Source organism: Sinomicrobium halophytocola (assembly GCF_052983395.1).
On the sequence record NZ_JBRKIT010000011.1, the window covers coordinates 49,568 to 73,816 of the forward strand.

The window sequence follows — 24,249 nt, forward strand, 5'->3', positions numbered from 1 at the left end:
ACGGTGAATTCCCGATTCTGACAAGGCTGTTAATTGTATATTAAAAAAATGTCCAAACACACATTTTTTTAATTTTGGTTTAGTATTTTTAGCCTCCCGGTAAACCCTGACGAAAAGGGCCCATTGCGGACAGGAAACTTTGCGAATACAGTTATATTCCTATCTGCCCCCGGGAAAAATAAATTGACTAGTGAGAAAGATAATTCCTTTTATAATTACCATATTCTTTACTGCTCTGTGCTTTTCTCAGGAGGCAGACAAAGTTAAAGGTGTTGTGTTTAATGTCAGTACGGACAGGGTGATGGACAATGTACACGTAGTAAATCTCAACCAGGTGATAGGTACTGTTTCCAATCCGCGGGGAGAGTTTCAGATCACCGCCAGTGTAAATGATACCCTGTACTTTTCATTCCTCGGATTCAAATCCATAAAGATAAGGGTTACCAACGACATGCTTAAGTTTGACGGCACAAGGATTGGTTTGACAGAACTTGCCTATGCCCTCGAAGAAGTTGTGATACGCCCCTATAAACTAACCGGTTACCTGGATATTGATGCCAAAAACATCCCGATAAACAATGCCGGACGCTACAGTATATCCGGACTGCCCAAAGGGTATGAGGCCGGAAGTGCCAATCCGGGTGCCATATCCAAAGTTCTGGGTGCCATTTTCAACCCGGTGGATTTTCTGCATAATATTTTCGGAAAAAAGCCGAAAGAAATGCGTAAACTGCGTAAAATGAAGGAAGATGATGAAATACGCAACCTGCTGGCATCCAAATTTGACCGGGAAACCCTGAGTGAATTACTTCAGATAGATCGTGTAGATATTGACGAAATTCTGCGTAACTGTAACTATTCCAAAGACTTTATCCGAACGGCAAACGACCTCCAGATCCTCGATGCCATTCACGGCTGTTATGAAGAGTACAAGGTACTCAACCGCGTGGACGAATAGGCTATATAGCTATTTTACTGATTGTCATAATATCTTCTTAGTATATTGTCTATACTCCTTATGGATTTCCGGGACCAGTCTATCCTCTTTTCGAGTATCTCTTCTTCCGACAATTGCCAGGATATTCCGGATCTTTTCAGTTTCCCCGTCAATGTATGCAGGATTATGGCTGCGGAAACCGAAATATTAAGACTCTCCGTAAACCCTGCCATGGGTATTTTCAGGTAACCGTCGGCCTGAGTCAGTATTTCTTCGGAAAGACCTTCTTTTTCCGTCCCGAAGAACAATGCGGACTTTTCGGATATATCAAAATCTTCCACATAACAGGAATCGTTATGCGGCGTTGTGGCTATGATACGATATCCTCTTTCCCGTAATTGCGCCATACATTGCCGGGCAGAAGCATAACGGTGCACATCCACCCATTTCTGGGCGCCCATAGCAATGTTTTTATCCAGTCTTTTACTGAAACGCTTTTCTATAATATGTATGTCCTGCACCCCGAAGACATCACAACTTCGTATTACCGCACTCGCATTATGCATCTGGTATACATCCTCCATGGCTATCGTAAGATGCCGGGTACGGCGGGACAATGTATCCGAGAACTTCTCTCTTCTCTCTTCCGTAAGAAACCCTTCCAGGTATTGTAACAATGCTTTATCTGCCATTGGTATTCGTAATCTGTGTATTACACTTCTCGAACATGACTGTATTCCGATTCCGTGTAACGCATAACTTTTTAAACACATCACTTTTAAACGGCCACAATTTACATTATTTTAGACTAAAATTTGAGTTAAGTCGTTTTCCTCTGGCCCGGAGACTTGTATAAATGTTCTTCCACCGGAAAATAATTCGTAATTGTTACCCGGAAGCGGCTTTTAAAAGTATCACAGTGAAAAAAATAGTTGTTTTGACCGGTGCGGGAATAAGCGCTGAAAGCGGGATAAATACTTTCCGGGATGCCAACGGGCTCTGGGAGGGGCACGATATCATGGAAGTAGCCTCCCCCGATGGCTTCAGAAGGAACCCGGAATTGGTGCTGGATTTTTATAACAAAAGAAGGAGACAGCTCCTTGAAGTAAAACCCAATACCGCTCATACCGCCCTGGCCGGATTGCAGGGTAATCACAACGTAATCATTGTAACCCAGAATGTAGACGACCTGCATGAAAGAGCCGGAAGTAAGCATGTCATACACCTGCACGGCGAACTGCTCAAGGCCCGGAGTACTTTTGACGAGGATCTCTATTACGACTGGAAAAAAGATATTCGTATCGGGGATTTCTGCGAACACAATCACCAGTTACGCCCCCATATCGTATGGTTCGGTGAAGCCGTACCTATGATGGACCATGCCATAGCCGCGGTTTCACAGGCAGATATTCTTATGGTGATAGGTACCTCCATGCAGGTTTACCCGGCCGCCGGACTTGTTAATTACGTCGGAAAAAATGCCCCCGTTTATTTTATAGACCCCAAGCCTAATGTTTCCGAAAACAGCTTACCCAATTTGACCATTATCGCGGAAAAAGCGACTACCGGAGTTCCGAAAGCCATCTCTCATTTTCAAAACTCCCTGTAACATTGGAAGGCAGTATATACGAAAAACTGGATTATGTCAATGCCCTCCGGAAACGCAGGAAGTTGTTATCGGATGAAGTGCTCTCTACGCCTGCTCTTTTTCCCGGCCTCGTGTCGGCATGTTTTTCAAAAGATGAGATCATTTCAACAAAAGCATGCTGGGTCCTGGAATTTGTCTGCAAAGAAAAGTTATACTGGCTAATACCGTATATCGATATGTTTACCAGCAGCATACAGAACCTGAAGGCAGATGGAGCCATCCGGTCTTCCGGGAAAGTATGCGAGCTCCTGTGCGAACAGTATTTTGGCAAACGTCCGAACCCGATAAAGGAATCTCTTAACGAAGAACACCTACGTAAAATCTCCGAAACATGTTTTGACTGGCTTATCGGAAACCAGAAAGTTGCCGTAAAGGCATACGCCATGTATTGTCTTTTTCTTCTGGGGACCAAATTCGAGTGGATAAATCCGGAACTGCGGTTGGTCCTCATGCAGGGATACAGGGAGCATTCCGCCGCATACCGCTCCAGGGCAAAACACATTTTGAATAAACTCGCCGAAGATACCTGATTGTGAGTAATAACTCCCATGCCGGTCCGGTCAATATCTCAATTTTACTTAAATTCGCAACATAAATCCTTTTGAAAGCTATAGTACGGGTAGCGGGTGTGATTAGAATTCGTAATAAAAATATGTATCCGGAAAAAGAGAATGCAGAAGCCCCGTCCCGGAAAAAATAAAGAAAACACACTAAAACAGAATAAAATGATAAGAAAAGTAGTTATAGTATCGGCTGTAAGGACTCCGATAGGGAGTTTTCTGGGCGGCCTTTCCGGCGTCCCGGCTCCGAAATTAGGGGCCATTGCCATACGCGGTGCCCTTGAAAAGATAGACCTGGACCCTTCACAAGTAGATGAAGTACTGATGGGGAATGTGGTACAGGCCGGGGAAGGACAGGCTCCTGCCCGACAGGCCGCAATATATGCAGGAATACCTGACACCGTACCCTGCACCACTGTCAATAAAGTATGTGCCAGCGGTATGAAAGCGGTAATACAAGCCGCCCAGGCCATTGCCCTTGGCGATGCGGAAATTATAGTGGCCGGAGGAATGGAAAACATGAGCTCCATACCCCACTACGTTCATATGAGAAAAGGAACAAAATTCGGCCCGGCCTCTCTGGAAGACGGAATGCAAAAAGACGGCCTTGTAGACGCTTATGACAACAATGCCATGGGCGTATGTGGAGATGCCTGTGCCGCGGAATACGGTTTTTCCAGGGAAGACCAGGACAACTTTGCCATCCAGTCCTACAAACGGTCTGCAGGCGCCTGGAAAGAGGGAAAATTTAAAGATGAAGTAGTTCCCGTTGAGGTCCCACAACGAAAAGGAGATCCCGTACTGGTTCAAGAGGATGAAGAATACAAAAACGTTATCCTGGAAAAGATACCATCTCTGCGCCCTGCGTTTACCAGAGATGGTACGGTAACGGCAGCCAATGCTTCCACCATCAATGACGGTGCCGCCGCATTGGTATTGATGAGTGAAGAAAGAGCATCGGAACTGGGCCTTACACCCCTGGCCACAATAAAAGGCTATGCCGATGCGGCCCAGGAACCGAAATGGTTTACCACTGCCCCGGCCAAAGCCTTACCCAAAGCACTGGAAAAAGCGGGAATAACCCTGGAAGATGTGGATTTCTTTGAGTTTAACGAGGCTTTCTCCGTAGTGGGACTGGCCAATATGAAGATTCTGGGCCTTAAGGATGATAAAGTAAATGTAAACGGAGGCGCGGTTTCGTTAGGACATCCTCTCGGATGTTCCGGTGCCCGTATCCTGGTAACACTTATTCATATTTTAAAGCAAAACAACGCGAAAACCGGTGCTGCTGCCATATGTAACGGAGGTGGCGGCGCGTCGGCAATCGTTATTGAACGATAATAAATTAGTTCTTAGTCTTTTAGTTTCGGAGTATGGGCGTTCTGGTTACAAAGAACAACCGTGAACTCCGAACTCCAAAACTAAAAAACTCCAAAACTAAAGAAATAAATGCAATACGGAATTTGTAACCTCAGTATCGTTCCTCTACGATCGAATCCCTCGGATACGGCCGAACTCACTTCGCAGGCCTTGTACGGTGAACATTTTAAAGTACTTGAACAACAAAAATACTGGAGCAGAATTCGTCTTGCATCGGACAGGCACGAAGGCTGGATAGACAACAAACAATACCTGTTCATTGAAGAAGATACCTATAAAAACATGGACAAAGATGTTGTGGGGCTTTCTTCGGATATGGTGGAATTTATTACCGATCACAACGGGCAACTCATGCCCGTACCGATGGGATCGCATGTCAGTTCATCTTCCTTCCTTTCCCATCATTTTGACGGCAGGATACAATCGGGCATACAGAAGAAAGAGAACCTGGTGGAAACCGCATTCTTGTTTCTGAACGCACCGCATCAGCAGGGAGGTAAAACACCTTTTGGTATTGATGCCGCCGGATTGGCACAAATGGTATATAAATTAAACGGTTATCCACTGCTGAGACAGGCAGCTCAACAAGCCACCCAGGGAGAAGCCCTGAGCTTTATCGAAGAATCCGAACCGGGCGACCTGGCCTTTTTTGATGATGACGAAGGGAATATCGTACACGTAGGCATTATTATGAAAGACAACTATATTATTCACTCCTACGGTAAAGTACGTATTGACCGTATTGATCACACCGGGATTTTCAATGTAGATACCCGCAGGCATACCCACAAACTACGTGTTATCAAGAAAATAATATAAACAAAAACCCGGCTTCCGGATTATTTACCGCCCGTAACAATTTCAAGGCGTTTTTAAAAATCGGAAGCCGGATTTTATTTTATTGCCGATCAGCTAGCGGATCAATTTTTTATACTTAATACGCGTTGGCGTTACATCGGCACCAAGGCGTTTACGCTTATTCTCTTCATAATCCGAGAAGCCACCTTCAAAAAAGTAAACCTCCGAATTTCCTTCAAAAGCGAGGATGTGGGTACATATACGGTCCAGGAACCAACGGTCGTGAGAGATCACTACCGCGCAACCTGCAAAGTTCTCCAGCCCTTCCTCCAGGGCCCGGAGTGTATTTACATCCAGGTCGTTGGTGGGTTCATCCAGCAGCAATACGTTACCTTCTTCTTTCAGGGTCATGGCAAGGTGAAGTCTGTTCCGCTCTCCCCCGGACAAGGTTGAAACCTTCTTGTTTTGTTCACTCCCGGAAAAGTTAAAGCGACTGAGGTATGCCCTGGAATTTACCTGTTTTCCTCCCATCATCACCAATTCCTGTCCGTCCGAAAAATTCTCCCAGATGGATTTTTCCGGATCGATATTCGTATGACTCTGGTCTACATAAGCGATCTTAGCGGTTTCTCCCACGACAAATTCTCCTTTATCCGGATTTTCCTCGCCCATGATCATCTTAAAAATAGTGGTCTTACCTGCGCCATTAGGCCCGATAATACCAACTATTCCTGCCTGCGGAAGCTTAAAATTCAGGTTTTCGTATAGAAGTTTATCTCCAAAAGCCTTGGCTACTCCGTTTCCCTCTATAACATTGGTCCCCAGTCTGGGTCCGTTAGGGATATAGATCTCCAGTTTTTCGTCCAGTTGTTTCTGGTCCTCGTTGAGGAGTTTATCATAATTGTTAAGACGGGCTTTTTGTTTGGCTTGTCTCCCTTTAGGCGCCATACGTACCCATTCCAGTTCTCGTTCCAGGGTCTTTTGTCTTTTAGAAGCCTGTTTTTGTTCCTGGGCAAGTCGTTTGGACTTCTGATCGAGCCATGAAGAGTAGTTTCCTTTCCACGGAATTCCTTCTCCCCTGTCCAGTTCCAGTATCCATCCGGCCACATTGTCCAGGAAATACCGGTCATGGGTCACGGCAATTACGGTTCCGCTGTACTGCTGTAGGTGTTGCTCCAGCCACAACACGGATTCCGCATCCAGGTGGTTGGTCGGTTCGTCCAGTAACAGGATGTCGGGTTGCTGTAAAAGCAACCGGCAAAGTGCCACACGTCTGCGCTCCCCTCCGGACAATACCTTAATCGGGGTATCCGGTTCCGGGGTGCGGAGGGCATCCATCGCAATTTCCAGTTTGGTATCCAGCTCCCAGGCATTGGTGGCATCTATCTTATCCTGAAGTTCGGCCTGCTTGTCCATGAGCTTCTGCATCTTATCGGCATCTTCATAAACCTCGGGTAACCCGAACATATCGTTGATCTTGTTGTATTCATCCAGAACGGCTACTACTTCGGCCACTCCTTCCTTTACGATCTCGATCACCGTTTTATCCTCATCCAGTTGTGGTTCCTGTTCCAGGTATCCTACGGAATATCCGGGAGAAAAAACCACATCTCCCTGGTAATTTTTTTCTACACCGGCAATGATCTTAAGTAAAGTGGATTTACCGGAACCGTTAAGTCCGAGTATCCCGATCTTGGCCCCGTAAAAAAAACTCAGGTAGATATCTTTCAGTACGGTCTTGTTTGTACTCTGGTACGTTTTGGAAACGCCCGACATCGAAAAAATGACTTTCTTATCGTCTGACATTGAATAATGTTTGTTGTTTATGATTTAAATTTTTAACCTTTAATACCTGAATTACACAAATAATATATAAAGGCACCTATTTTATTTTTTTGCACTCATATATTTAGGAAAACTTGAAAGTTGTTCTTTGCTTATAATTTTTTTATCCATTACCCCTGTATCCCTGTGATTTCAGTCCACTTACGGAACCTTCGGCAATACTTAAAAAAATGAAATTACTTATCTCCATCCCGGTCAAAGCCTTCCGCTATATTATTCATAATAGAACCGGAATCCATTTGACTGTATAAACTTCAAGAACGTTGTTTGAAAGAGTTCTTCTGGATATCGGCATATCTCTCTGGTTTTTTGGCGGATTCCCAAATTCTCAAATCTGGTTATCTCACTCATAACTATGAAGTATAAACCACAAATTTTAAATCCTTCCTTTCAATGCATTAAAGATCCATGACATTGCAAAAAAACCGATACCAACAACCGAAAATCCTATGGCGTAGTCCCTGTATTTCAAGACGCCCAGTAATACCAAAGCGGTTCCGATCAAAAACATAATTAAGGAAGCCCAGCCAAATATAGTGTTCTTATTCATTCCCATTGATGTGTCCATTAAATGTGTTTTAGGTACAAAAGTCCGTATTCATACCGAATTAATGGGCAAATATCGTACAATTTATGAAATATTTAAGCATTACAAAAAGATGTCTGTTATAATCACGTTAATTTCACGGAAAGCGTTATGGAGTTGAGAAGTTAAGAGTTAATGGTAAAAAACGCCGAACCCCGATACTAAAAAAACAACTTGCAACCTGCGATGCCGAGAAGCTTTTTGAATTTTAAGAAACTGTTTAAATTTTATCCCTTCGATAAACTCAGGACATCGCCTTCGGTTCTTTTATGCGCTTTTTGCCTCATACTTCGCTGGATTTTCTTCGAATAGCTACGGCTATTCGCATCAAATCCGCCTCGTCTGGAACAAAAATCCACTATAAAAAATTCCAAAAACAAATTTTAAACAGTTTCGAAGATATGTTGGTCATGTTCCGGATGGACTTCTCTTCGGACTTCGGTCTTCTTTTCGTATTTTAGCAGCATTCTAAGTAAAAAATATGGATATCAACTTCAACAAAAACGAAGATCACAATAAACTGCTCCTGTCCGATATGAGGAACAGGCTGGCAATCATAAAAAAAGGCGGCGGGGAAAAAAGGGTGGAAAAGCTGCATGAAGAAGGAAAAATGACTGCCCGGGAACGTATTGATCATTTACTGGACAAGGGAAGCAACAGCATTGAAATAGGCGCTTTTGCGGGGGACGGAATGTATGAAGAACACGGCGGCTGTCCGTCCGGAGGCGTGGTCGTAAAAATAGGTTATGTAAAAGGAAGGCCATGTATTGTCGTTGCTAATGACGCCACCGTAAAAGCAGGTGCATGGTTTCCCATTACCGGAAAAAAGAATCTTCGCGCACAGGAAATTGCCATGGAAAACAGGCTCCCTATTATATATCTCGTAGACAGTGCCGGAGTTTACCTCCCCATGCAGGATGAGATATTTCCGGACAAAGAACATTTCGGCCGTATTTTCCGGAACAACGCCATAATGAGCAGTATGGGTATTACACAGATAGCCGCGGTTATGGGAAGTTGTGTGGCTGGCGGTGCTTACCTGCCCATAATGAGCGATGAAGCCCTTATTGTAGATAAAACCGGGAGCATCTTTCTGGCCGGAAGTTATCTCGTAAAAGCCGCCATTGGGGAATCTATCGATAACGAAACACTGGGAGGGGCAACAACGCATTGTGAAATCAGCGGGGTTACCGATTATAAGGCCAAAGATGATAAAGATGCCCTGGATACTATAAAGAATATCATGGATAAGATCGGTGATTTCGATAAGGCCGGGTTCAACCGTATAAAACCGGCCAAACCTGTCGAGAACCCGGAGGACATATATGGTATCCTTCCCAGATCACGGGGAGATCAGTACAATATGATGGAGATCATAAAACGCCTGGTTGACAACTCGGAGTTCGAAGAATACAAAGCAGGGTATGGAAAAACGCTCATTACGGGTTATGCCCGTATAGATGGCTGGGCTGTGGGTATCATAGCCAACCAGCGTAAAGTAGTCAAGACCAAAAAAGGGGAAATGCAGTTCGGAGGGGTCATTTATTCCGATAGTGCGGATAAAGCCGCACGGTTCATCGCGAACTGTAATCAAAAGAAAATACCTCTTGTTTTTTTGCAGGATGTCACCGGCTTTATGGTTGGCAGCAAAAGCGAACACGGCGGGATTATCAAGGATGGTGCTAAAATGGTAAATGCAGTAAGTAATAGTGTTGTTCCCAAATTTACCGTTATCATAGGCAATTCCTACGGGGCAGGAAACTATGCCATGTGCGGAAAAGCATATGATCCCAGACTCATCTTTGCCTGGCCGAGTGCGGAACTCGCGGTTATGGGAGGGGCTCAGGCCGCTAAAGTACTGTTACAGATAGAAACCGCTTCCCTCAAGAAAAAAGGAGAAAACATAACCAAGGCAAAAGAAGAGGAACTGTTCAATAAGATCAAATCGAGATATGATACACAGACTTCTCCGTATTATGCAGCAGCAAGATTGTGGACAGATGCTGTTATCGATCCTGCGGATACCAGAAAATGGATCAGTATGGGGATCGAAGCAGCCAATCATGCTCCTATAGAAAAACCATATAATCCGGGTATAATACAAGTATAGAACTTCCTTTACCGGAAAATTTCTTTTGATAACAACCGGCAGGAAACGAAATTTGATATTTTTGCGCTAAAATCAGGAATCCATGAAAAAAATAATACTCTTAAGCCTGGTCCTTGTGTGTATTCAAAGTATGCAGGCCCAATTGATGCAGGACAAAGAAAATTATACAAAAGGAGACACGCTGAGGGGCTCTCTCCGTACCGAGAGAAATTTTGACGTAAGGGAATATCACCTGAACATAAAAGTAGATCCTGCAAAAAAACATATCAGTGGGTATAACCGTATCGTTTTTGTCCCACAACAAAAACTGACTTCGATGCAGATAGACCTCTTTGAAAATATGGATGTGGATTCCATAGTATATCACAGCAAACAACTGTCCTACCGGAGAGAATACAATGCGGTTTTTATAGCTAACAAAGAAGGGTTTCGAAAAAATAAAAAAGACAGTTTAACCTTTTATTACTCCGGCAATCCCATTGCAGCCGTCAGGGCTCCGTGGGATGGTGGTTTTGACTGGAAGAAGGACAAAAACGGAAAACCGTGGATCGCTACGGCAGTTCAGGGTACGGGCGCCAGCGCATGGTGGCCTAACAAAGACCATCAGAGTGACGAACCGGAAAACGGGATGACTATAAAAGTTGCCGTACCGAACGGCCTGACGGATGTATCCAACGGACGTTTAACAGGTACAAAAGATCTCGGGAACGGTTATACCCGGTGGGACTGGAAAGTGACCAATCCGATAAATAACTATGATGTAGCGCTTAACATAGGAGATTATGTTCACTTCGGAGAGACCTATAAGGGGCTTGATATGGATTTCTATGTACTGAGCTATAACCTCGATAAGGCAAAAGAGCACTTCCGGGAAGTAAAGCCGATGATGGACTGTTTCCAGGAGAAATTCGGAGAATATCCCTTTAAAGAGGACAGCTATAAACTGGTAGAAACCCCGCACCTCGGAATGGAGCACCAAAGTGCCGTGGCTTATGGTAACAAATATATGAAAGGCTACCTGGGACGTGACCTCTCCGGTACGGGTATAGGTACGAAATGGGATTTTATCATCATTCACGAAACGGGACATGAATGGTTTGGCAACAGCATTACCTCCTCCGATATTGCCGATATGTGGATACACGAAGGTTTTACTACCTATAGTGAAGTAGTCTATACAGAATGCCGCTGGGGTTACGAAGCCGGACAGACCTATATAAACGGACTGAAACAGAATGTGAGGAATGACAAACCGATCATAGGCGATTACGGGGTTAATAAAGAGGGTTCGGGGGATATGTACCCGAAAGGGGCCTTAATGATCAATACCATCCGCCATATGATAAATGATGACGACAAATGGTGGAAACTGATAAAGGAATACAGCGAAACCTTTAGGCATATGATCGTAGATACGGAAATGGTACTCAACTTTTTCGAACAGGAAACCGGGCTGGATCTCGAACCGGTATTCGATCAGTACCTGAGACATACAGATATCCCCGTACTGGAGCTAAAAAGAGAAGGCAACGGCACCGCTTACCGCTGGATTGCCGATGCAGAGAACTTTAACATGCCGGTAGACGTTAGTGTAAACGGAGAAGAAATACGCTTAAGTCCCAGCAGGGAATGGCAAAAACTGGATACTCCGCCAAAAGGGATTTCTGTAGCTACAGATCGTTTTTTTGTGAATGTGAAGGTGGAGAAATAACTTCTTTTAATGTGAATAATGTTTAAGCGGCCAATAAAAGCCGGCCATTATGAATTTCATAAGGTTATTCAGTTAATTAGGTAACAGGCATAAACCCATAACTCATTAGTCTAATAGCCGGACTATAGTCTTTTTTACACTACTAAAGTATTGCAATACTCCCGGTCCCGATATCGGGAGCAGGCTTTTCAGCCCCTCAGCTGAGACCAATAAAAATCAAGGCTTATTCTCAATCCATCCCACAAATACCCCAGATTACCAAAAAGAGAACAATCAGCGATATCAACGGAACCCACAATAAGCGTAGCCCCTCAGCATGTATATCCGTGACAGGACCAAAAACAGCATTTAACCCGTTGCTCCCGCTTTAACGTCCGGAAAACGGCCATTAACGCAATCCCTTTGACGCCTGAAGGGGTTCGGTTAGCGGCTAACCGGGTTACGTTGACGGCTAAAGGGAATGGGTTAGCCGCTAAAGGGATTCGTTTGACCGCATACACAGTTATGTTGACTGCTAACCGGGTTATGTTTGCGGCTAAAGGGATTCGTTTGACCGCATACACAGTTAAGTTGACCGCTAACCGGGTTGCTTAAGCGGCTAACCGGGTTATGTTTGCGGTTAAAGGGAATGGGTTAGCCGCTAAAGGGATTCGTTTGACCGCATACACAGTTAAGTTGACCGCTAACCGGGTTGCTTAAGCGGCTAACCGGGTTATGTTTGCAGCTAAAGGGAATGGGTTAGCTGCTAAAGGGGTTCGTTTGACCGCATACACAGTTAAGTTGACCGCTAACCAGGTTGCTTAAGCGGCTAACCGGGTTATGTTTGCGGCTAAAGGGAATGGGTTAGCTGCTAAAGGGGTTCGTTTGACCGCATACATAGTTAAGTTGACCGCTAAAGGGAATGGGTTAGCCGCTAACCCAAACCGGTTCGGCGTAAACATAATCCCTTAAATGGCACTATTTAGGCTTACCCGGGAATAAATAATCCCGTAGTTTCCTCTTCCGTCGCGATGAATATCGGGAGCGCTTCCGGATTACCCGGGCAAGTGTTAGCCCGGACGAAGGAATCCTTCGGGAAAAATCCGAATAAGATTAAAGTCTTAAAAATACCTTTGCTTTCAAGAGTTCTAAATATTATTCACGTTCTTTTTACCTTTAAGAAACTGTCCAAAAGTACAAACCCAGGCATGTCGTGAAAAGACATGCCTGGGTTGTACTATTCATTTTTCTTTCTAATGTATTTCTTAACAATTCCAACAAGAGGGCAAACGCGTACCTGTATTATCCCCGCACCCCAATGTTCCGCAAACCGTCATAAAAGAACCTTCGCATCCACCGCCCTGGTCTGTTTCAGCCAGATCGCAATCACAGATGGTATGGTTTTGAGTAGTATCTCCATCGCCTCCTATAATACGGGATGCTTCTTTTCCGGACAATTTACTGATTGTTTGTTTGTTTAAGGATAGCCTGGTTTTTAGTTGTTTTTTCTTCATGGTATAAAGTTTTAAGGAATCTCCATAAGTAGAACTCGTTTAAACCTTTTCCCATCCCATGATTATCGGGAGGCCGCAAAATGAGTTCATATACAAAAGACCGTCTAAAAAAGACGGCCTCCTGAAAAATTTCAGTTAATTAAATAGGGTTTTGCTCTAATAATGGATTAGCATTAATAGCATCCAATGGAATTAGCCACTGCCAGCGATTATCACCTGCCGGAACCGTATATATATTATTAATAACACTTCCTACATGATTTGCACCGGTTCTGTCTAAAGGTAAGTTTAACCTTTTCAGGTCATAAAATCTAAAACCTTCTCCCCAAAGTTCTACTCTTCTTTGCAGATAAATCTCCTCCTTCAAATCCTGTCCACTATTCGTGGACAGAACATATTCCGGATCCCTGTTTGAAGCAAGTTCATAAAGTATATCCCGAGAAGCATTCTCATCAATGTAGCTAAGGGCCTCTGCTTCGATAAGGTACATTTCTGCTGCTCTCATATAAGGTACATCCATACGACTGTCCCCGGTTCCTGCTGCTAAAAATTTTTGGTTAGTATAAGGAAATTTAGCAAAATTGGATGCAATACTGTAACCCGGAGGTAAACTATCATGTTCCCCTGTAGGATCAAATAATTTCGAACGGATATCTGTAGACGAAATTTCATCATACAATAAACTGTTTATTGCTTTTGGATTCGTACGAATATTGGTAGAACTAAAGTTTCTCGAAACATAAGCACCGAAATTCCCAAAAGTATCCGATTGATCTTCCTGTACATAACTTCCCCACATCCATTCACCGTTAGTATAAGTATTGAATTGGCCATAATACTCATCATTAGACATCAGGCTATAACCTTCCCGCGCCAAAGCAGCATATTCAGCCGCTATGCTATAATTTTGTTGAACAAGTGCTACTCTGGCCTTCAAACCCAATACTACAGATTTATCAAAATGAGATTTGTTTCCCCTTTCATAGCCATCCAAAAGAACTATGGCTTCATCCAAGTCCTTATTTACCTGGGTATATACCTGTTCTACACTAGCGCGAGGTAAAGGTTCATTTTCAGGAATTAAACGAATAGGAACTCCCGGCTGGGTATTTTCCCCCGAGGCATCATATCTTTTACCATACAACTGAACCAACTGGAAGTGCGCCCATGCTCTATAGGTTAGCGCTTGCCCCTTCACCATGTTTTTTTCTTCGTCGGGTCCTTCTGCTGTTTCTGCACCAATTATTACTTCATTTGCATTTCTGATAATCCTATAATAAATTTTGTAAGGATATCTGTTATCTGTACTACTTGCATTAGTATGCATGTTCCACGCTGCCGCAGATACAAACCAACCGTTTCCTCTGGAGGTCATCACAAAATCGTCTCCTAATACGTCATTTTGAATCATCATCGCTCCTACTCCAATACGCCCTTGCGATTCATCATAACGTATATAGAGTGATCTATGGATTCCGTTTATTATTGCAAATAGATTTTTTGTGGTAGAAACGGCATCATCATTCGATATACTTTCTGTAGGAGATTCTTCCAAAAAATCACTGTTACATGACCATAAAATGATACCCATTAGCACAATGGTCAAAATAGCTTTTATTTTTCTAATACTTTTCATTCCTATCTTTTTAAAAGGTTATGTTGAGTCCCATAGATATAACTCTTGCCGGCGTAAATCTGTTGGAAGTGGTCCCGTTAAAATTTTCCCCTGCATCCAATCCCTTTCTTGCTGTTACTCTAAACAAATTTTCACCGCTAGCATATATTCTTGCTGATGAAATACCAAAGGCTTCCGTCAAGGTACTGTTCAAATTATAGCCAATATTCACTTGTCTAAGGGATAAATTATCAGATTTCACCAGCCACTTATCCGATGACGCACCAAAAGGTGTGGTTTGCGATGCATCCAATCTTGGTACATCCGTTACATCTCCCGGATTCTGCCACCTCTTTAAAATATCCGTACTCCAGGCGGTACCATATTCTCCTGAGTGCATTAAGCTTAAGTAGTTCGTATCGTAAATTTTTCCTCCTATTTGGTATGTAAATGTAAAACCAAGTGAGAATCCTTTATAATTAATGTTACTCCCAAAACCTCCGAAAACATCCGGGGTTGCAGTACCGGCAAATCCGTATTCTGCATTGTTATGGTTTGTAGTAACCATAGTTCCGTCTATTTCCCTTAAATCTCCACTTCCGGCTTCAATTGCTTCCGGACTTGCATAATATAATGCGGCTCCATCTGCCGGGTCTACACCGTACCATTTTCGCATCCAATAATTATAAAAATCTCCACCTACAACCAGTTTTTTGGATCCATTAATAATTTCGTCCTGTGACAATTCGGTAATTTTGTTTTTCAGTGTAGAAGCATTTATATTAAAATCCCATGAAAAATTTTCATTTTGAATTATTTCGAAATTCAAACCTATTTCGAAACCACTGTTGGTCCAACTACCTATATTATCAGGAAAATCATCAAGACCTGCGGACAAAGGTAAGGGCACTCTGAAAAGTAAATCTTTTGATTCTCTATTGTAGTATTCAATTGTTCCGGATATCCTGTTATTTAAAAAGCCAAATTCTAATGCTACATCCGATTGCACATTGGTTTCCCATTTCAGATTTTCATTTCCAAGAGTTTCCAAAAGAACACCTCCTTCACCGGCATTATTATAATTCAGTGCAAACAGTGGATAACTTGCATAATATCCATGAGCGTTATCATCTCCTAAAACCAAATTATCGTTACCAACTTCCCCGTATGACCCTCTTAACTTCAAAAGGTCAATCCAGTCCACATCCCTAAGAAAATTCTCCTGGTCAATACGCCATGCAGCACCGACAGAGAAAAAATCTCCCCATCTTTCACTTTTATGAAAGCGGGATGAACCATCCCTGCGATAAGACCCTGTTATAAAATATTTATTATCAAAATCATAGTTTAATCTGGCAAAGTATCCTTCCGTAGTAAGCTTTCGAAGATATGAAGTTAAATTTTGTGTAGTTATAAAATTAACAAGCTCTATGTTACCATCTACTACCTGAGATTGTCTCGCTCCATAAAAATTATCATATTCCGTTTCATAGCTTTCATGTCCCAATAAAACAGAAAAATTATGTTTTTCAACCTGTTTGGTATAATTTAATAGTTGGTTGAAATTTATAGTTGTTCTATTCGTAGACCTTCTATAAGTCCTTCCCTCCGGGGCACCATCACCTACAATAGGGTTTTGAAGCTGTTTTCTATCGTAATACCTTTTATCTATAGCTCCATTTACGGTAAAGGTAAAATCATTAAGAAAATAAAATTCGGCGTACGCTCTTGTAGATACCGTAAACACTTTATCCTGATCTATATTGAGAAGCGTTTCCTGGATTACATTTCGTCCACTACCTCCGCCTCCTACACGATTATCTCCAAGATCATAGGCTTTTTGACCATTTCTATCCAATATATATTCACCCGTTACAGGATCATGTTGATGTACAGAATAAATGGGACCTATATATCTTGTAGTTCGGAAAGGATTCACATAAGAACTACTCCCCGCATCTGCGGCCTGATTTGATTCCGTATCTGTTGCCGATAAATTCAAACCAGTTTTAACCCAGCTTGCAAGTTCTGTGTTCACATTCACCCTTGCCGTAATTCTACGGAAATCTGAGTTTAAAATATATCCATCCTCCTTCAGGTATCCTATAGACGCATAATAATCTGATTTTTCTGTTCCTCCACCATAAGATAAATCAATATTACTACGGGAACCGGATCTTATCAAAGGCTTTTGCCAATTCAAATCTTCGGGATATAATAAGCTGGCATTGGGGTTCAATTGTCCATTTGGCAAAACTATCTGATCATTAGAGACATTAAAAGGATTTTGCCCCAACTCGTCAAATATCTCGGCCGAAGCTCTTTCATTAGCTTCTTGGACAGGCGTAGTCCCGGATATAGACAAACTATTTCGTAAGGCTTCCCACATTAAAGGATAGTATTGTGAAGCGTTTAATCTATTGTATTCCGGAATAGATCTCGATGTAATACCCTGGCTTATATTTAAGGTAACACTACCTTTTCCTTTTTTACCACTTTTTGTTTTAATCATAACCACTCCATTGGCAGCTCTACTACCATACAAGGAAGTGGACGCAGCATCTTTTAAAACAGTCATGCTTGCTATATCCGACGAGTTTATACTGGATAAATCTCCGTTAAACTGAACACCATCCACAATATAGATAGGAGAATTGGGATCACTAAAAGATCCTCTTCGACTATCGCCGGCAGAACTTACATAAGATCCTGCCCCCCTTATTCTAATATTGGGCGGAGCACCAGGCTGACCGTTTGCAGCGGAAACATTTACTCCCGCAGCAGCACCTTCCAATGCTGCCAATGGATTAGTTATTGTTCTTTTTTCAAGATTATCAGCATTTATCTGGGTTGCAGAACCTGTAAAACTTTCTTTTTTAACTGTACCATAAGCCACTACAATAACCTCTTCCAAAGCCTGAGCATCTTCCTCCATTTGTAAGTCTACGAGCCCTGAAACCCCGACTCTAATCTCAGTTGTTTTTTGTCCCACATAAGAAAATATTAGCACCTGGCCTTCATTCGCAGGAATGGTATATTTTCCGTCAAAATCCGTTTGAGTTCCCGTTGTGGTCCCTTTAACAACTATATTAACTCCTGGTAAAGGAATACCATCCTGGTCGGTTACTGTACCGCTTACCATATCCTGGATTACACTATTTAAGCCTTTTGCGGTTTCTTCGAGCAGTAGATCAACCCTTTCTATTTCCTTTCGTGAATTTTTCTCCTCTATTTCTTTAATAAGCTCCTCAATCATCTCCACCACATAGGTATCTCCCTTAGGAAAAAGTACAATCTGGTCCTTTACCAACTTATAATCGATATTAACATTGTGAAGTAACTGTGTCAAAGCTTCCTCCAGTTTCATATCGCTTACATTAATACTTACCTTTTTGGAAACATCTACCAAACGGGCATTATAGAAGAAATGATAATCTGTCTTCTGTTCAATTGCCGCAAGAGCTTCGGACAGGTTTTGTTGTTCCATTCGCAAAGAAATATTCTGTGCGCGAAGGTTTGCCGCGAATAATTCTCCGATAGTCAGACATACCAATACAACATAGATCTTCATAATCCTGATCATTTGTTTTACCGGTACCTTTCCCGAACCGGGATAGGAATGCCTGTAAAACGATTTAAAACGATAATTTTTTTTCATACTTTTAAACGTTTTTTTGATTAAAACAAGACTGGTTTTAGTTTAATTAAACACTCAACAGGAAGAAGGTGTTACCGCACCTTCTTCTTTATTTTTCATCTCAATACAATATTATTTTTTCATTTTCCCTTTTATACTCAATAGGAGATGAGATTTTAAGTACCTTAAGTACTTCATCTATCGTCAGGTTATCAAAAGTTCCGGTATACAGATAATCGTAAAGCACTTCAGACTGAATATCAAATTTCACATCATACCTGCGTTCCAGATCTTCCAATACATCCTCCATGAGGGTTTCCCTAAAAATGAGCTTCCCCTCTTTCCAGGAAACCGCTTCTTCCGCCGAAACACGTTTTATCTCAATACGCTTGTCCTCTTTGTCCAGTGAAGCAGTCTGTAATGGTTTCAGTTTCACCGGAACCCCGTAAGCGCTTTCTATCTCCACTACCCCATCTACCAAAGTCGTCCTGGTATCTTCATCTTCAGAATAGGAACGGACGCTAAAAGATGTTCCCAATACTTTGACATTCATATCCCCGGCATGTACGACAAATGGCCTGGAAACATCTTTTTTCACTTCAAAATAGGCCTCTCCGGTGAGGAACACCTCTCTTAAACTATCCTGAAAAGTTCCGGAATACCGTAATTTGCTGTCTACATTGAGAACAACTTTAGTCCCGTCCGGAAGCATTATTTCCCTGCTAATTCCTTTAGGAGTCGATTCTTCAACTATTCTCATCTCAATATCACTAATAATCTCATCTTTGGCTATCTTCTGCGAATTCAAAAAATCATAAGCGAGCCATCCGATAACCAGGACTCCCGCTACAGGTATCCATTTTAACACTCCATTTTTTAGCTTTTGCCTTCTTTTCCGCTCTCTTATTTTAGTATATGTCCTATCCACATCAAGCAACGGATCATTAAACCCGGAAGCGGTATACTTTGCTTTAAGCATGTTATACTGTTCCTGATTTTCATCCGAAGTATTTATCCATTCTGCCACCAACCGTTTTTCCCTATTTCCCAGTTGGTTTTTTATATATTTCAGTAAAGTTTCATCTTCCATACCACAATAAAATGTTAAGCCTGTATTAATAAGACGTTAAAAAATATAAACACCCTGAGTTTTTCCGTGAAATTTTTTAATAAATAAGTTCCATCCTTATATTTTGGTGTCATCCTCAATAAAAACCGGTCTTTTTTAACAAAATAAAAAAAACATACTCAAAAGTCCCTTCCGCACAATCGGAATGGCCGGTCATTTTTGATAAAATTATTGAGTTCAACAGGATAAATTCTCCGGAGAACCGGAATTACCCGAAAAAAGGAAAGCAGGACATAAATTCTCTCAGATGAAAACGCATATGTTTCAGGGCTTTTGTCATATGGCTCTCTACCGTCTTTATCGATATATGAAGTTCTTCGGCGGTTTCCCGGTAATTAAGTCCGTCCACTTTGGTCTTGAGAAATACTTTTCTGCAGGTTTTCGGTAATAATTCAACGGCTTCTTCAATGCGCTTTTCCAGTTCTTCTTCCAGTAAAAAAGAAGCTTCCCTGTCTTCCAGCGCTTTGAAATTTATGGTGTCTTCCAACAGCATAGCCTCATCTTCCATGGAAACTATTTTTCGGGGTTTACGGAGTATGTCCAGGCACCTGTTTTTAGTCATTTTAAATAAATACCCACCGACATTACCCTTAACCCGGATTTCATTTCTTTTATCCCAAACAGATATAAAAATGCCTTGCACGATCTCTTCTGCAGAAAAATCGTCACGGAGATAAGACCTGGCTATAATAAACAGGTTATTGGCATAAAGACGGTAAAGCGTTTCAAAAGCCTTTTCGTCTCCCTGTTTTATTAATGCTACTAAATTATTTGAGTTAGCTTTGTTCAATGGATAACCCTGGTTTTACACATGTGTTTCCCGGTTCTAAAACTACAAAAAACAATATTCTTTTTTAATGTTTAATTCATCATTTTTCACAAAAAAACATGTCCCTTGCTTTTATTTTTGTGAAAACAATCCGCTACTTTTTTCAAAAAACAGCAATCGGAGATACTAATTACTAAAACATTCCTATAAATACATACTTTTCTCCTTCAATAATTTTTTTTGACTTAACTTTATTCTACTGAAATTGCCGCGACAATCCTTCTGATTGTATATACAAACTTTGTTTTTCTGTAGCTATTTAGTGCCAATTTTTTTATTAATTAGATTGATGTTTCATGAAACCAACATGACTAAAAGAATCTTTAGACTCACAGGACTATGATTATTTTGGTCATCAAACCTGCCTGCCTGTCGGCAGGGGTTACATTCCTGTGCTGAGCCGGTCGAAGCATGACCGTTGAAAAACAATAAAAAATAAACAGATGAAAGTACTCATCGTAGAAGACAGCAAAGAACTTTCGGAAAGTGTTCATGATTTCCTGGTTGGTGAAAGATTTGTCTGCGAACATGCCGACAGCATTGACAGCGCCCGTGAAAAGCTGCTGTTTTACAGTTATGACTGTATACTACTGGATATTATGTTGCCGGACGGAAGTGGCCTGGAACTGCTCCGCTTTATGCAGCATGAAAAAATAATGAGCGGTGTTCTCATCGTTTCCGCCAAGGACGCGCTGGATGACAAAATAGCGGGACTGGAAAGCGGAGGGGACGATTATATTACCAAACCCTTTCACCTTCCGGAACTACACGCGCGTCTTCGCGCTGTGTACCGTAGAAAAAAAACAGAAGGGACCAGCCTTTTGACCTGTAATGAAATAAGTCTGAACACAAACACCATGGAGATCTTTATCCGGGATAACAAACTGGATATAACTCCCAAGGAATTTGACTTACTGCATTATTTTATTGTCAATAAGAACAGGGTACTATCCAGGCAATCCATCGCCACCCATCTATGGGGAGACCATACGGATAATTTACCCAATTTTGATTTTATCTATCAACACATCAAGAACCTCCGGAAAAAGATCCATGCCCTGGGTGGGTCGGATTACATAGAAACCATTTACGGTCTGGGATACAAGTTCAATACTACCAACTCATGAAGCTTCTCAACAAAATAACTTTATGGTTCATCGGCGTAGTATTCCTGGTGACGCCTATAAGTATGTACATAGCGCTCCGGAATATCAAAAAAGCCATGGACCAGGCCGAAATAAACAGGATGATCCAGGCCAATGATCGCGCTGCATCACAAATGCAAACCGGTGGTACGACAAGTCATTTTACCCAGGGAAGACCTATTCAGATAGCCCCTTTTGAAGGTCCCCTTCCGGAAGACAAAGTATGCATAGAGGAAACTTTTAAGCACAATGAAGAAAACGGTAATAAAGAATGTCTGATCCGGGTTACCTCCTATTACGAAATCGCAGGGCATAATTACCAGGTATCCTCCTTTGATTATGTGACCAAATCAGGAGAAATACTGGCCGGGATGCTCCATTCTATTTTCTGGAAAATGCTCCTCATTATCATATCTCTTCTCTTGTGCGCCCGGATACTCTCAAGATACATTTTTACACCGCTTCGCCATACCATGAAAGCGATTAAAAATTTCAATCTAAAAGGAAAAACGACTTTAGAACTCCCGGAAACAAATACCACAGAATTCAAAGAACTTAACCTGTTCCTGAAAAAAATGACCGATAAGGCTATTGAAGACTACGCTTCGGTAAAAGAATTCAGTGAAAATGCCTCGCACGAACTGCAAACACCATTGGCCATATTACGCAGTAAAATGGAACTGCTTACGGAAACACGGATTGATGAATCACAGGCCAGGCTTATAGAAGAAATGTATAAAGCCATTGATAAACTCTCGCGTATCAATCGTTCGCTCCTCTTCCTCACCAAACTCGAAAACCATGAATTCGAAACTTCTCAACTGCTCGATTTCCGTAATTCTGCCAGAGAAGTCCTGGGAATGTACGAAGAACGCACCTCGTTAAAGAGATTAAAGGTGAAAACCGATATCAATGAAAAGGTATTACTGAAGATACACCCCGTACTGGCCGAAATTTTACTATCCAATCTTTTCAGCAATGCCATAAGACATAATTATGAAGAAGGTAACATAGAAATGTTTCTCACTCCCGATCGCCTTATAATGCGGAATACGGGAAGGCCTCCGAAAATCCCTACGGAAGAATTGTTTATGCGGTTTAAGAAAGGTGATCAGTGTAACTCGGGAATTGGTCTTGGGTTGTCTATCGTAAAACAAATATGCCAGCTGCACAATTTCACGATAGCCTATCGTTATGATAAAGGTTGGCACGCGTTAGTCATTTATTTTAACAACGGAACGGACAACAGGACTACAGATATTAAAGTGCAAAAAATCAAAGACCCGGTCCTTGCCTGATTTCATAAATAATTCCTAAAAATTCCCTTTACCGTCCGATACTTCAAATTTGCTTCAAAATGATGCTTTTCATTTACTGTACCAAACTAATATTAATCATTTGCTGTGATGCAGAAGTTTCATCTCCCGGACAAAAGAAAGTCTGTCCTGCTATTAACATTTTGTATACTTACCGGAGCCTATGGACAGGAAGTCCTTCCTTTAAAAGAAGCCGTATCCCTGGCCATTGGTAACTACGGAAGCATTAAGGCTAAGAATGCCTACTATCGGGCATCCGGAGCTTTGGAAAAAGAAGCCCGGAGAACATATTTACCGGATATAACCGTAGGTGCACGTAATGATTATGGTACCATAAACGGGCTTTACGGTCCTTCTTTTGGTTTCGGCGGTTCCGGACTGGCTTCTTCCGGTCCGGTATTTGAAGAGGAAAATTGGGATGCCGCTTTCGGATCGCTGTACTTTGCCAGTTTTAACTGGGAAGTATTTGCCTTTGGAAAAGCCAAACAGCGAACGCGTACTGCCAAAGCTGCAACCGATCGCGATTCCAAAGACTGGCAACAAGAGATCTTTCAGCATAAAGTAAAAGTAGCCGCTACCTACCTCCAGGTCGTGGCCGCTCATCAACTGGTACTATCGTACCGGAAAAACCTGGAACGTGCGGAAACATTCCGCAATATCGTAGTTGCCAGGACCAGAAGCGGACTCATTGCAGGTGTAGACTCACTACAGGCCAATGCCGAATATTCCAATGCCAGGATAACCCTCACCAAAGCCATTGACAACGAGCAGGAACAAAGCAATAACCTGGCGCAATTAATGGGGATGCCACCGGGTGAATTTGTCCCGGATACCCTGTTTATCTCCAGAATTCCCATGACACCGGACCAGAAATCCCGGGTAACGCAAACAGATACACATCCTGTATTGCAATGGTATGAAAGCCGGGTGAACTATAGTGATACCCAGGCTAAATTCCTGAAAGCTTCCTTTTTACCTTCCGTAAATCTCGTTGGGGTGATCCAGACCCGTGGTTCCGGTTTTTTCCACGACTATGCAACAAACAATGAAGCGTTTACCACAAATTACTGGGACGGTATTGAACCCAAAAGGGCCAATTACCTGCTGGGGATCGGCATTAACTGGAATATAACCGAGCCATTCCGCGGATCGCAACGGGTAAAGGCACAGAAGTATATAAGCCAGGGATTACGTGACGAATACGAACTGGCAAAACAACAGATAGAGGCACAATTAAAATATTCCGAACAGAAGATCCAAAATGCCCTGGACAATTACGAGGAAGCCCCGGTACAGGTAAACGCAGCCCGCGAAGCCTATCACCGCCAAACCGTATTGTACGAAAACGGCCTTACGGATCTGAACACAGTAACCCAGGCCCTGTATGCACTTGTCCGTGCCGAAACAGACAGGGATATCGCCTACAACAACGTATGGCAGGCCTTCCTGCTAAAAGCGGCTGCAACCGGCGATTTCGGCCTGTTCGAAGATCAGTTATAAACCATCTATA

General features: G+C 42.3%; 18 protein-coding genes. 10 read left to right on the top strand and 8 right to left on the bottom strand.

Going from position 1 to position 24,249, the window contains the following annotated elements; all coding sequences use genetic code 11:
- The first annotated feature begins 190 nt into the window (after positions 1-190).
- A complete protein-coding gene (locus tag ACVBDY_RS02515; protein ID WP_447173892.1) occupies positions 191-958 on the top strand; it encodes a carboxypeptidase-like regulatory domain-containing protein in 768 nt (255 codons plus the stop codon).
- A gap of 14 nt (positions 959-972) precedes the next feature.
- Here ACVBDY_RS02515 and ACVBDY_RS02520 read toward each other — a convergent pair whose 3' ends face one another.
- A complete protein-coding gene (locus tag ACVBDY_RS02520) occupies positions 973-1,629 on the bottom strand; it encodes a TrmH family RNA methyltransferase (RefSeq protein ID WP_447173893.1) in 657 nt (218 codons plus the stop codon).
- Positions 1,630-1,856: 227 nt separating this feature from the next.
- Here ACVBDY_RS02520 and ACVBDY_RS02525 point away from each other — a divergent pair, with 227 nt between their 5' ends.
- From ACVBDY_RS02525 to ACVBDY_RS02540, 4 genes are all read left to right on the top strand, one after another.
- Positions 1,857-2,546: an SIR2 family NAD-dependent protein deacylase gene (locus tag ACVBDY_RS02525; protein ID WP_447173894.1), complete on the top strand. Its 690-nt coding sequence runs from the start codon at positions 1,857-1,859 to the stop codon at positions 2,544-2,546.
- A gap of 2 nt (positions 2,547-2,548) precedes the next feature.
- A complete protein-coding gene (locus ACVBDY_RS02530; protein WP_447173895.1) occupies positions 2,549-3,115 on the top strand; it encodes a HEAT-like fold family protein in 567 nt (188 codons plus the stop codon).
- Positions 3,116-3,310: 195 nt separating this feature from the next.
- Entirely contained in the window at positions 3,311-4,486 is a 1,176-nt protein-coding gene (locus ACVBDY_RS02535) for an acetyl-CoA C-acyltransferase (RefSeq protein WP_447173896.1), read from the top strand.
- A gap of 108 nt (positions 4,487-4,594) precedes the next feature.
- The gene (locus ACVBDY_RS02540) at positions 4,595-5,344 is read left to right on the top strand and encodes a C40 family peptidase (protein WP_447173897.1); all 750 of its coding nucleotides are present in this window, start codon (positions 4,595-4,597) and stop codon (positions 5,342-5,344) included.
- A gap of 93 nt (positions 5,345-5,437) precedes the next feature.
- Here the strand turns inward: ACVBDY_RS02540 and ettA are convergent, their stop codons facing one another.
- Together ettA and ACVBDY_RS02550 are read right to left on the bottom strand one after the other, a co-directional pair.
- Positions 5,438-7,129 carry an energy-dependent translational throttle protein EttA gene (gene ettA, locus ACVBDY_RS02545; protein ID WP_447173898.1) on the bottom strand — a complete coding sequence of 564 codons (1,692 nt, stop codon included), beginning with the start codon at positions 7,127-7,129 and terminating at the stop codon, positions 5,438-5,440.
- 415 nt (positions 7,130-7,544) lie between these two features.
- The gene (locus ACVBDY_RS02550) at positions 7,545-7,724 is read right to left on the bottom strand and encodes a CAL67264 family membrane protein (RefSeq protein WP_123217743.1); all 180 of its coding nucleotides are present in this window, start codon (positions 7,722-7,724) and stop codon (positions 7,545-7,547) included.
- Between the two features lie 511 nt (positions 7,725-8,235).
- Between ACVBDY_RS02550 and ACVBDY_RS02555 the strand changes: the two genes are divergently transcribed.
- Both ACVBDY_RS02555 and ACVBDY_RS02560 read left to right on the top strand, forming a co-directional pair.
- Positions 8,236-9,864: an acyl-CoA carboxylase subunit beta gene (locus ACVBDY_RS02555; RefSeq protein WP_447173899.1), complete on the top strand. Its 1,629-nt coding sequence runs from the start codon at positions 8,236-8,238 to the stop codon at positions 9,862-9,864.
- Between the two features lie 82 nt (positions 9,865-9,946).
- Positions 9,947-11,575, top strand: a complete 1,629-nt coding sequence (locus ACVBDY_RS02560; protein ID WP_447173900.1) for a M1 family metallopeptidase — start codon at positions 9,947-9,949, stop codon at positions 11,573-11,575.
- Positions 11,576-12,819: 1,244 nt separating this feature from the next.
- On the opposite strand, the gene ACVBDY_RS02565 is transcribed toward ACVBDY_RS02560, so the two are convergent.
- The 5 genes from ACVBDY_RS02565 to ACVBDY_RS02585 all read right to left on the bottom strand — a co-directional run bounded on the left by ACVBDY_RS02565 (position 12,820) and on the right by ACVBDY_RS02585 (position 20,239).
- The gene (locus ACVBDY_RS02565) at positions 12,820-13,068 is read right to left on the bottom strand and encodes a class I lanthipeptide (protein ID WP_447173901.1); all 249 of its coding nucleotides are present in this window, start codon (positions 13,066-13,068) and stop codon (positions 12,820-12,822) included.
- A 139-nt stretch (positions 13,069-13,207) separates the two neighbouring features.
- Positions 13,208-14,704: a RagB/SusD family nutrient uptake outer membrane protein gene (locus ACVBDY_RS02570; RefSeq protein ID WP_447173902.1), complete on the bottom strand. Its 1,497-nt coding sequence runs from the start codon at positions 14,702-14,704 to the stop codon at positions 13,208-13,210.
- A 10-nt stretch (positions 14,705-14,714) separates the two neighbouring features.
- Positions 14,715-18,341: a SusC/RagA family TonB-linked outer membrane protein gene (locus ACVBDY_RS02575; RefSeq protein ID WP_447173903.1), complete on the bottom strand. Its 3,627-nt coding sequence runs from the start codon at positions 18,339-18,341 to the stop codon at positions 14,715-14,717.
- A gap of 100 nt (positions 18,342-18,441) precedes the next feature.
- Entirely contained in the window at positions 18,442-19,410 is a 969-nt protein-coding gene (locus ACVBDY_RS02580; protein ID WP_447173904.1) for a FecR family protein, read from the bottom strand.
- A 247-nt stretch (positions 19,411-19,657) separates the two neighbouring features.
- Complete coding sequence (locus ACVBDY_RS02585; RefSeq protein WP_447173905.1) at positions 19,658-20,239, bottom strand: RNA polymerase sigma factor; 582 nt, start codon at positions 20,237-20,239, stop codon at positions 19,658-19,660.
- Positions 20,240-20,721: 482 nt separating this feature from the next.
- Between ACVBDY_RS02585 and ACVBDY_RS02590 the strand changes: the two genes are divergently transcribed.
- The 3 genes from ACVBDY_RS02590 to ACVBDY_RS02600 all read left to right on the top strand — a co-directional run bounded on the left by ACVBDY_RS02590 (position 20,722) and on the right by ACVBDY_RS02600 (position 24,239).
- Positions 20,722-21,405 carry a response regulator transcription factor gene (locus ACVBDY_RS02590; protein WP_447173906.1) on the top strand — a complete coding sequence of 228 codons (684 nt, stop codon included), beginning with the start codon at positions 20,722-20,724 and terminating at the stop codon, positions 21,403-21,405.
- Positions 21,402-22,721: a sensor histidine kinase gene (locus tag ACVBDY_RS02595; RefSeq protein WP_447173907.1), complete on the top strand. Its 1,320-nt coding sequence runs from the start codon at positions 21,402-21,404 to the stop codon at positions 22,719-22,721. Before ACVBDY_RS02590 ends, ACVBDY_RS02595 begins: the two co-directional genes overlap by 4 nt.
- 108 nt (positions 22,722-22,829) lie before the next feature.
- Positions 22,830-24,239 carry a TolC family protein gene (locus ACVBDY_RS02600; protein ID WP_447173908.1) on the top strand — a complete coding sequence of 470 codons (1,410 nt, stop codon included), beginning with the start codon at positions 22,830-22,832 and terminating at the stop codon, positions 24,237-24,239.
- The last annotated feature ends 10 nt before the right edge of the window (positions 24,240-24,249 follow it).

What these genes read in the sequence shown, in the direction of transcription:
- ACVBDY_RS02520 (WP_447173893.1), bottom strand. Translation starts at nt 1,629, where the DNA reads ATGGCAGATAAAGCATTGTTACAATACCTGGAAGGGTTTCTTACGGAA.
- ACVBDY_RS02535 (WP_447173896.1), top strand. Translation starts at nt 3,311, where the DNA reads ATGATAAGAAAAGTAGTTATAGTATCGGCTGTAAGGACTCCGATAGGG.
- ACVBDY_RS02540 (WP_447173897.1), top strand. Translation starts at nt 4,595, where the DNA reads ATGCAATACGGAATTTGTAACCTCAGTATCGTTCCTCTACGATCGAAT.
- ettA (WP_447173898.1), bottom strand. Translation starts at nt 7,129, where the DNA reads ATGTCAGACGATAAGAAAGTCATTTTTTCGATGTCGGGCGTTTCCAAA.
- ACVBDY_RS02550 (WP_123217743.1), bottom strand. Translation starts at nt 7,724, where the DNA reads ATGGGAATGAATAAGAACACTATATTTGGCTGGGCTTCCTTAATTATG.
- ACVBDY_RS02555 (WP_447173899.1), top strand. Translation starts at nt 8,236, where the DNA reads ATGGATATCAACTTCAACAAAAACGAAGATCACAATAAACTGCTCCTG.
- ACVBDY_RS02560 (WP_447173900.1), top strand. Translation starts at nt 9,947, where the DNA reads ATGAAAAAAATAATACTCTTAAGCCTGGTCCTTGTGTGTATTCAAAGT.
- ACVBDY_RS02565 (WP_447173901.1), bottom strand. Translation starts at nt 13,068, where the DNA reads ATGAAGAAAAAACAACTAAAAACCAGGCTATCCTTAAACAAACAAACA.
- ACVBDY_RS02570 (WP_447173902.1), bottom strand. Translation starts at nt 14,704, where the DNA reads ATGAAAAGTATTAGAAAAATAAAAGCTATTTTGACCATTGTGCTAATG.
- ACVBDY_RS02575 (WP_447173903.1), bottom strand. Translation starts at nt 18,341, where the DNA reads ATGAAAAAAAATTATCGTTTTAAATCGTTTTACAGGCATTCCTATCCC.
- ACVBDY_RS02580 (WP_447173904.1), bottom strand. Translation starts at nt 19,410, where the DNA reads ATGGAAGATGAAACTTTACTGAAATATATAAAAAACCAACTGGGAAAT.
- ACVBDY_RS02590 (WP_447173906.1), top strand. Translation starts at nt 20,722, where the DNA reads ATGAAAGTACTCATCGTAGAAGACAGCAAAGAACTTTCGGAAAGTGTT.
- ACVBDY_RS02595 (WP_447173907.1), top strand. Translation starts at nt 21,402, where the DNA reads ATGAAGCTTCTCAACAAAATAACTTTATGGTTCATCGGCGTAGTATTC.
- ACVBDY_RS02600 (WP_447173908.1), top strand. Translation starts at nt 22,830, where the DNA reads ATGCAGAAGTTTCATCTCCCGGACAAAAGAAAGTCTGTCCTGCTATTA.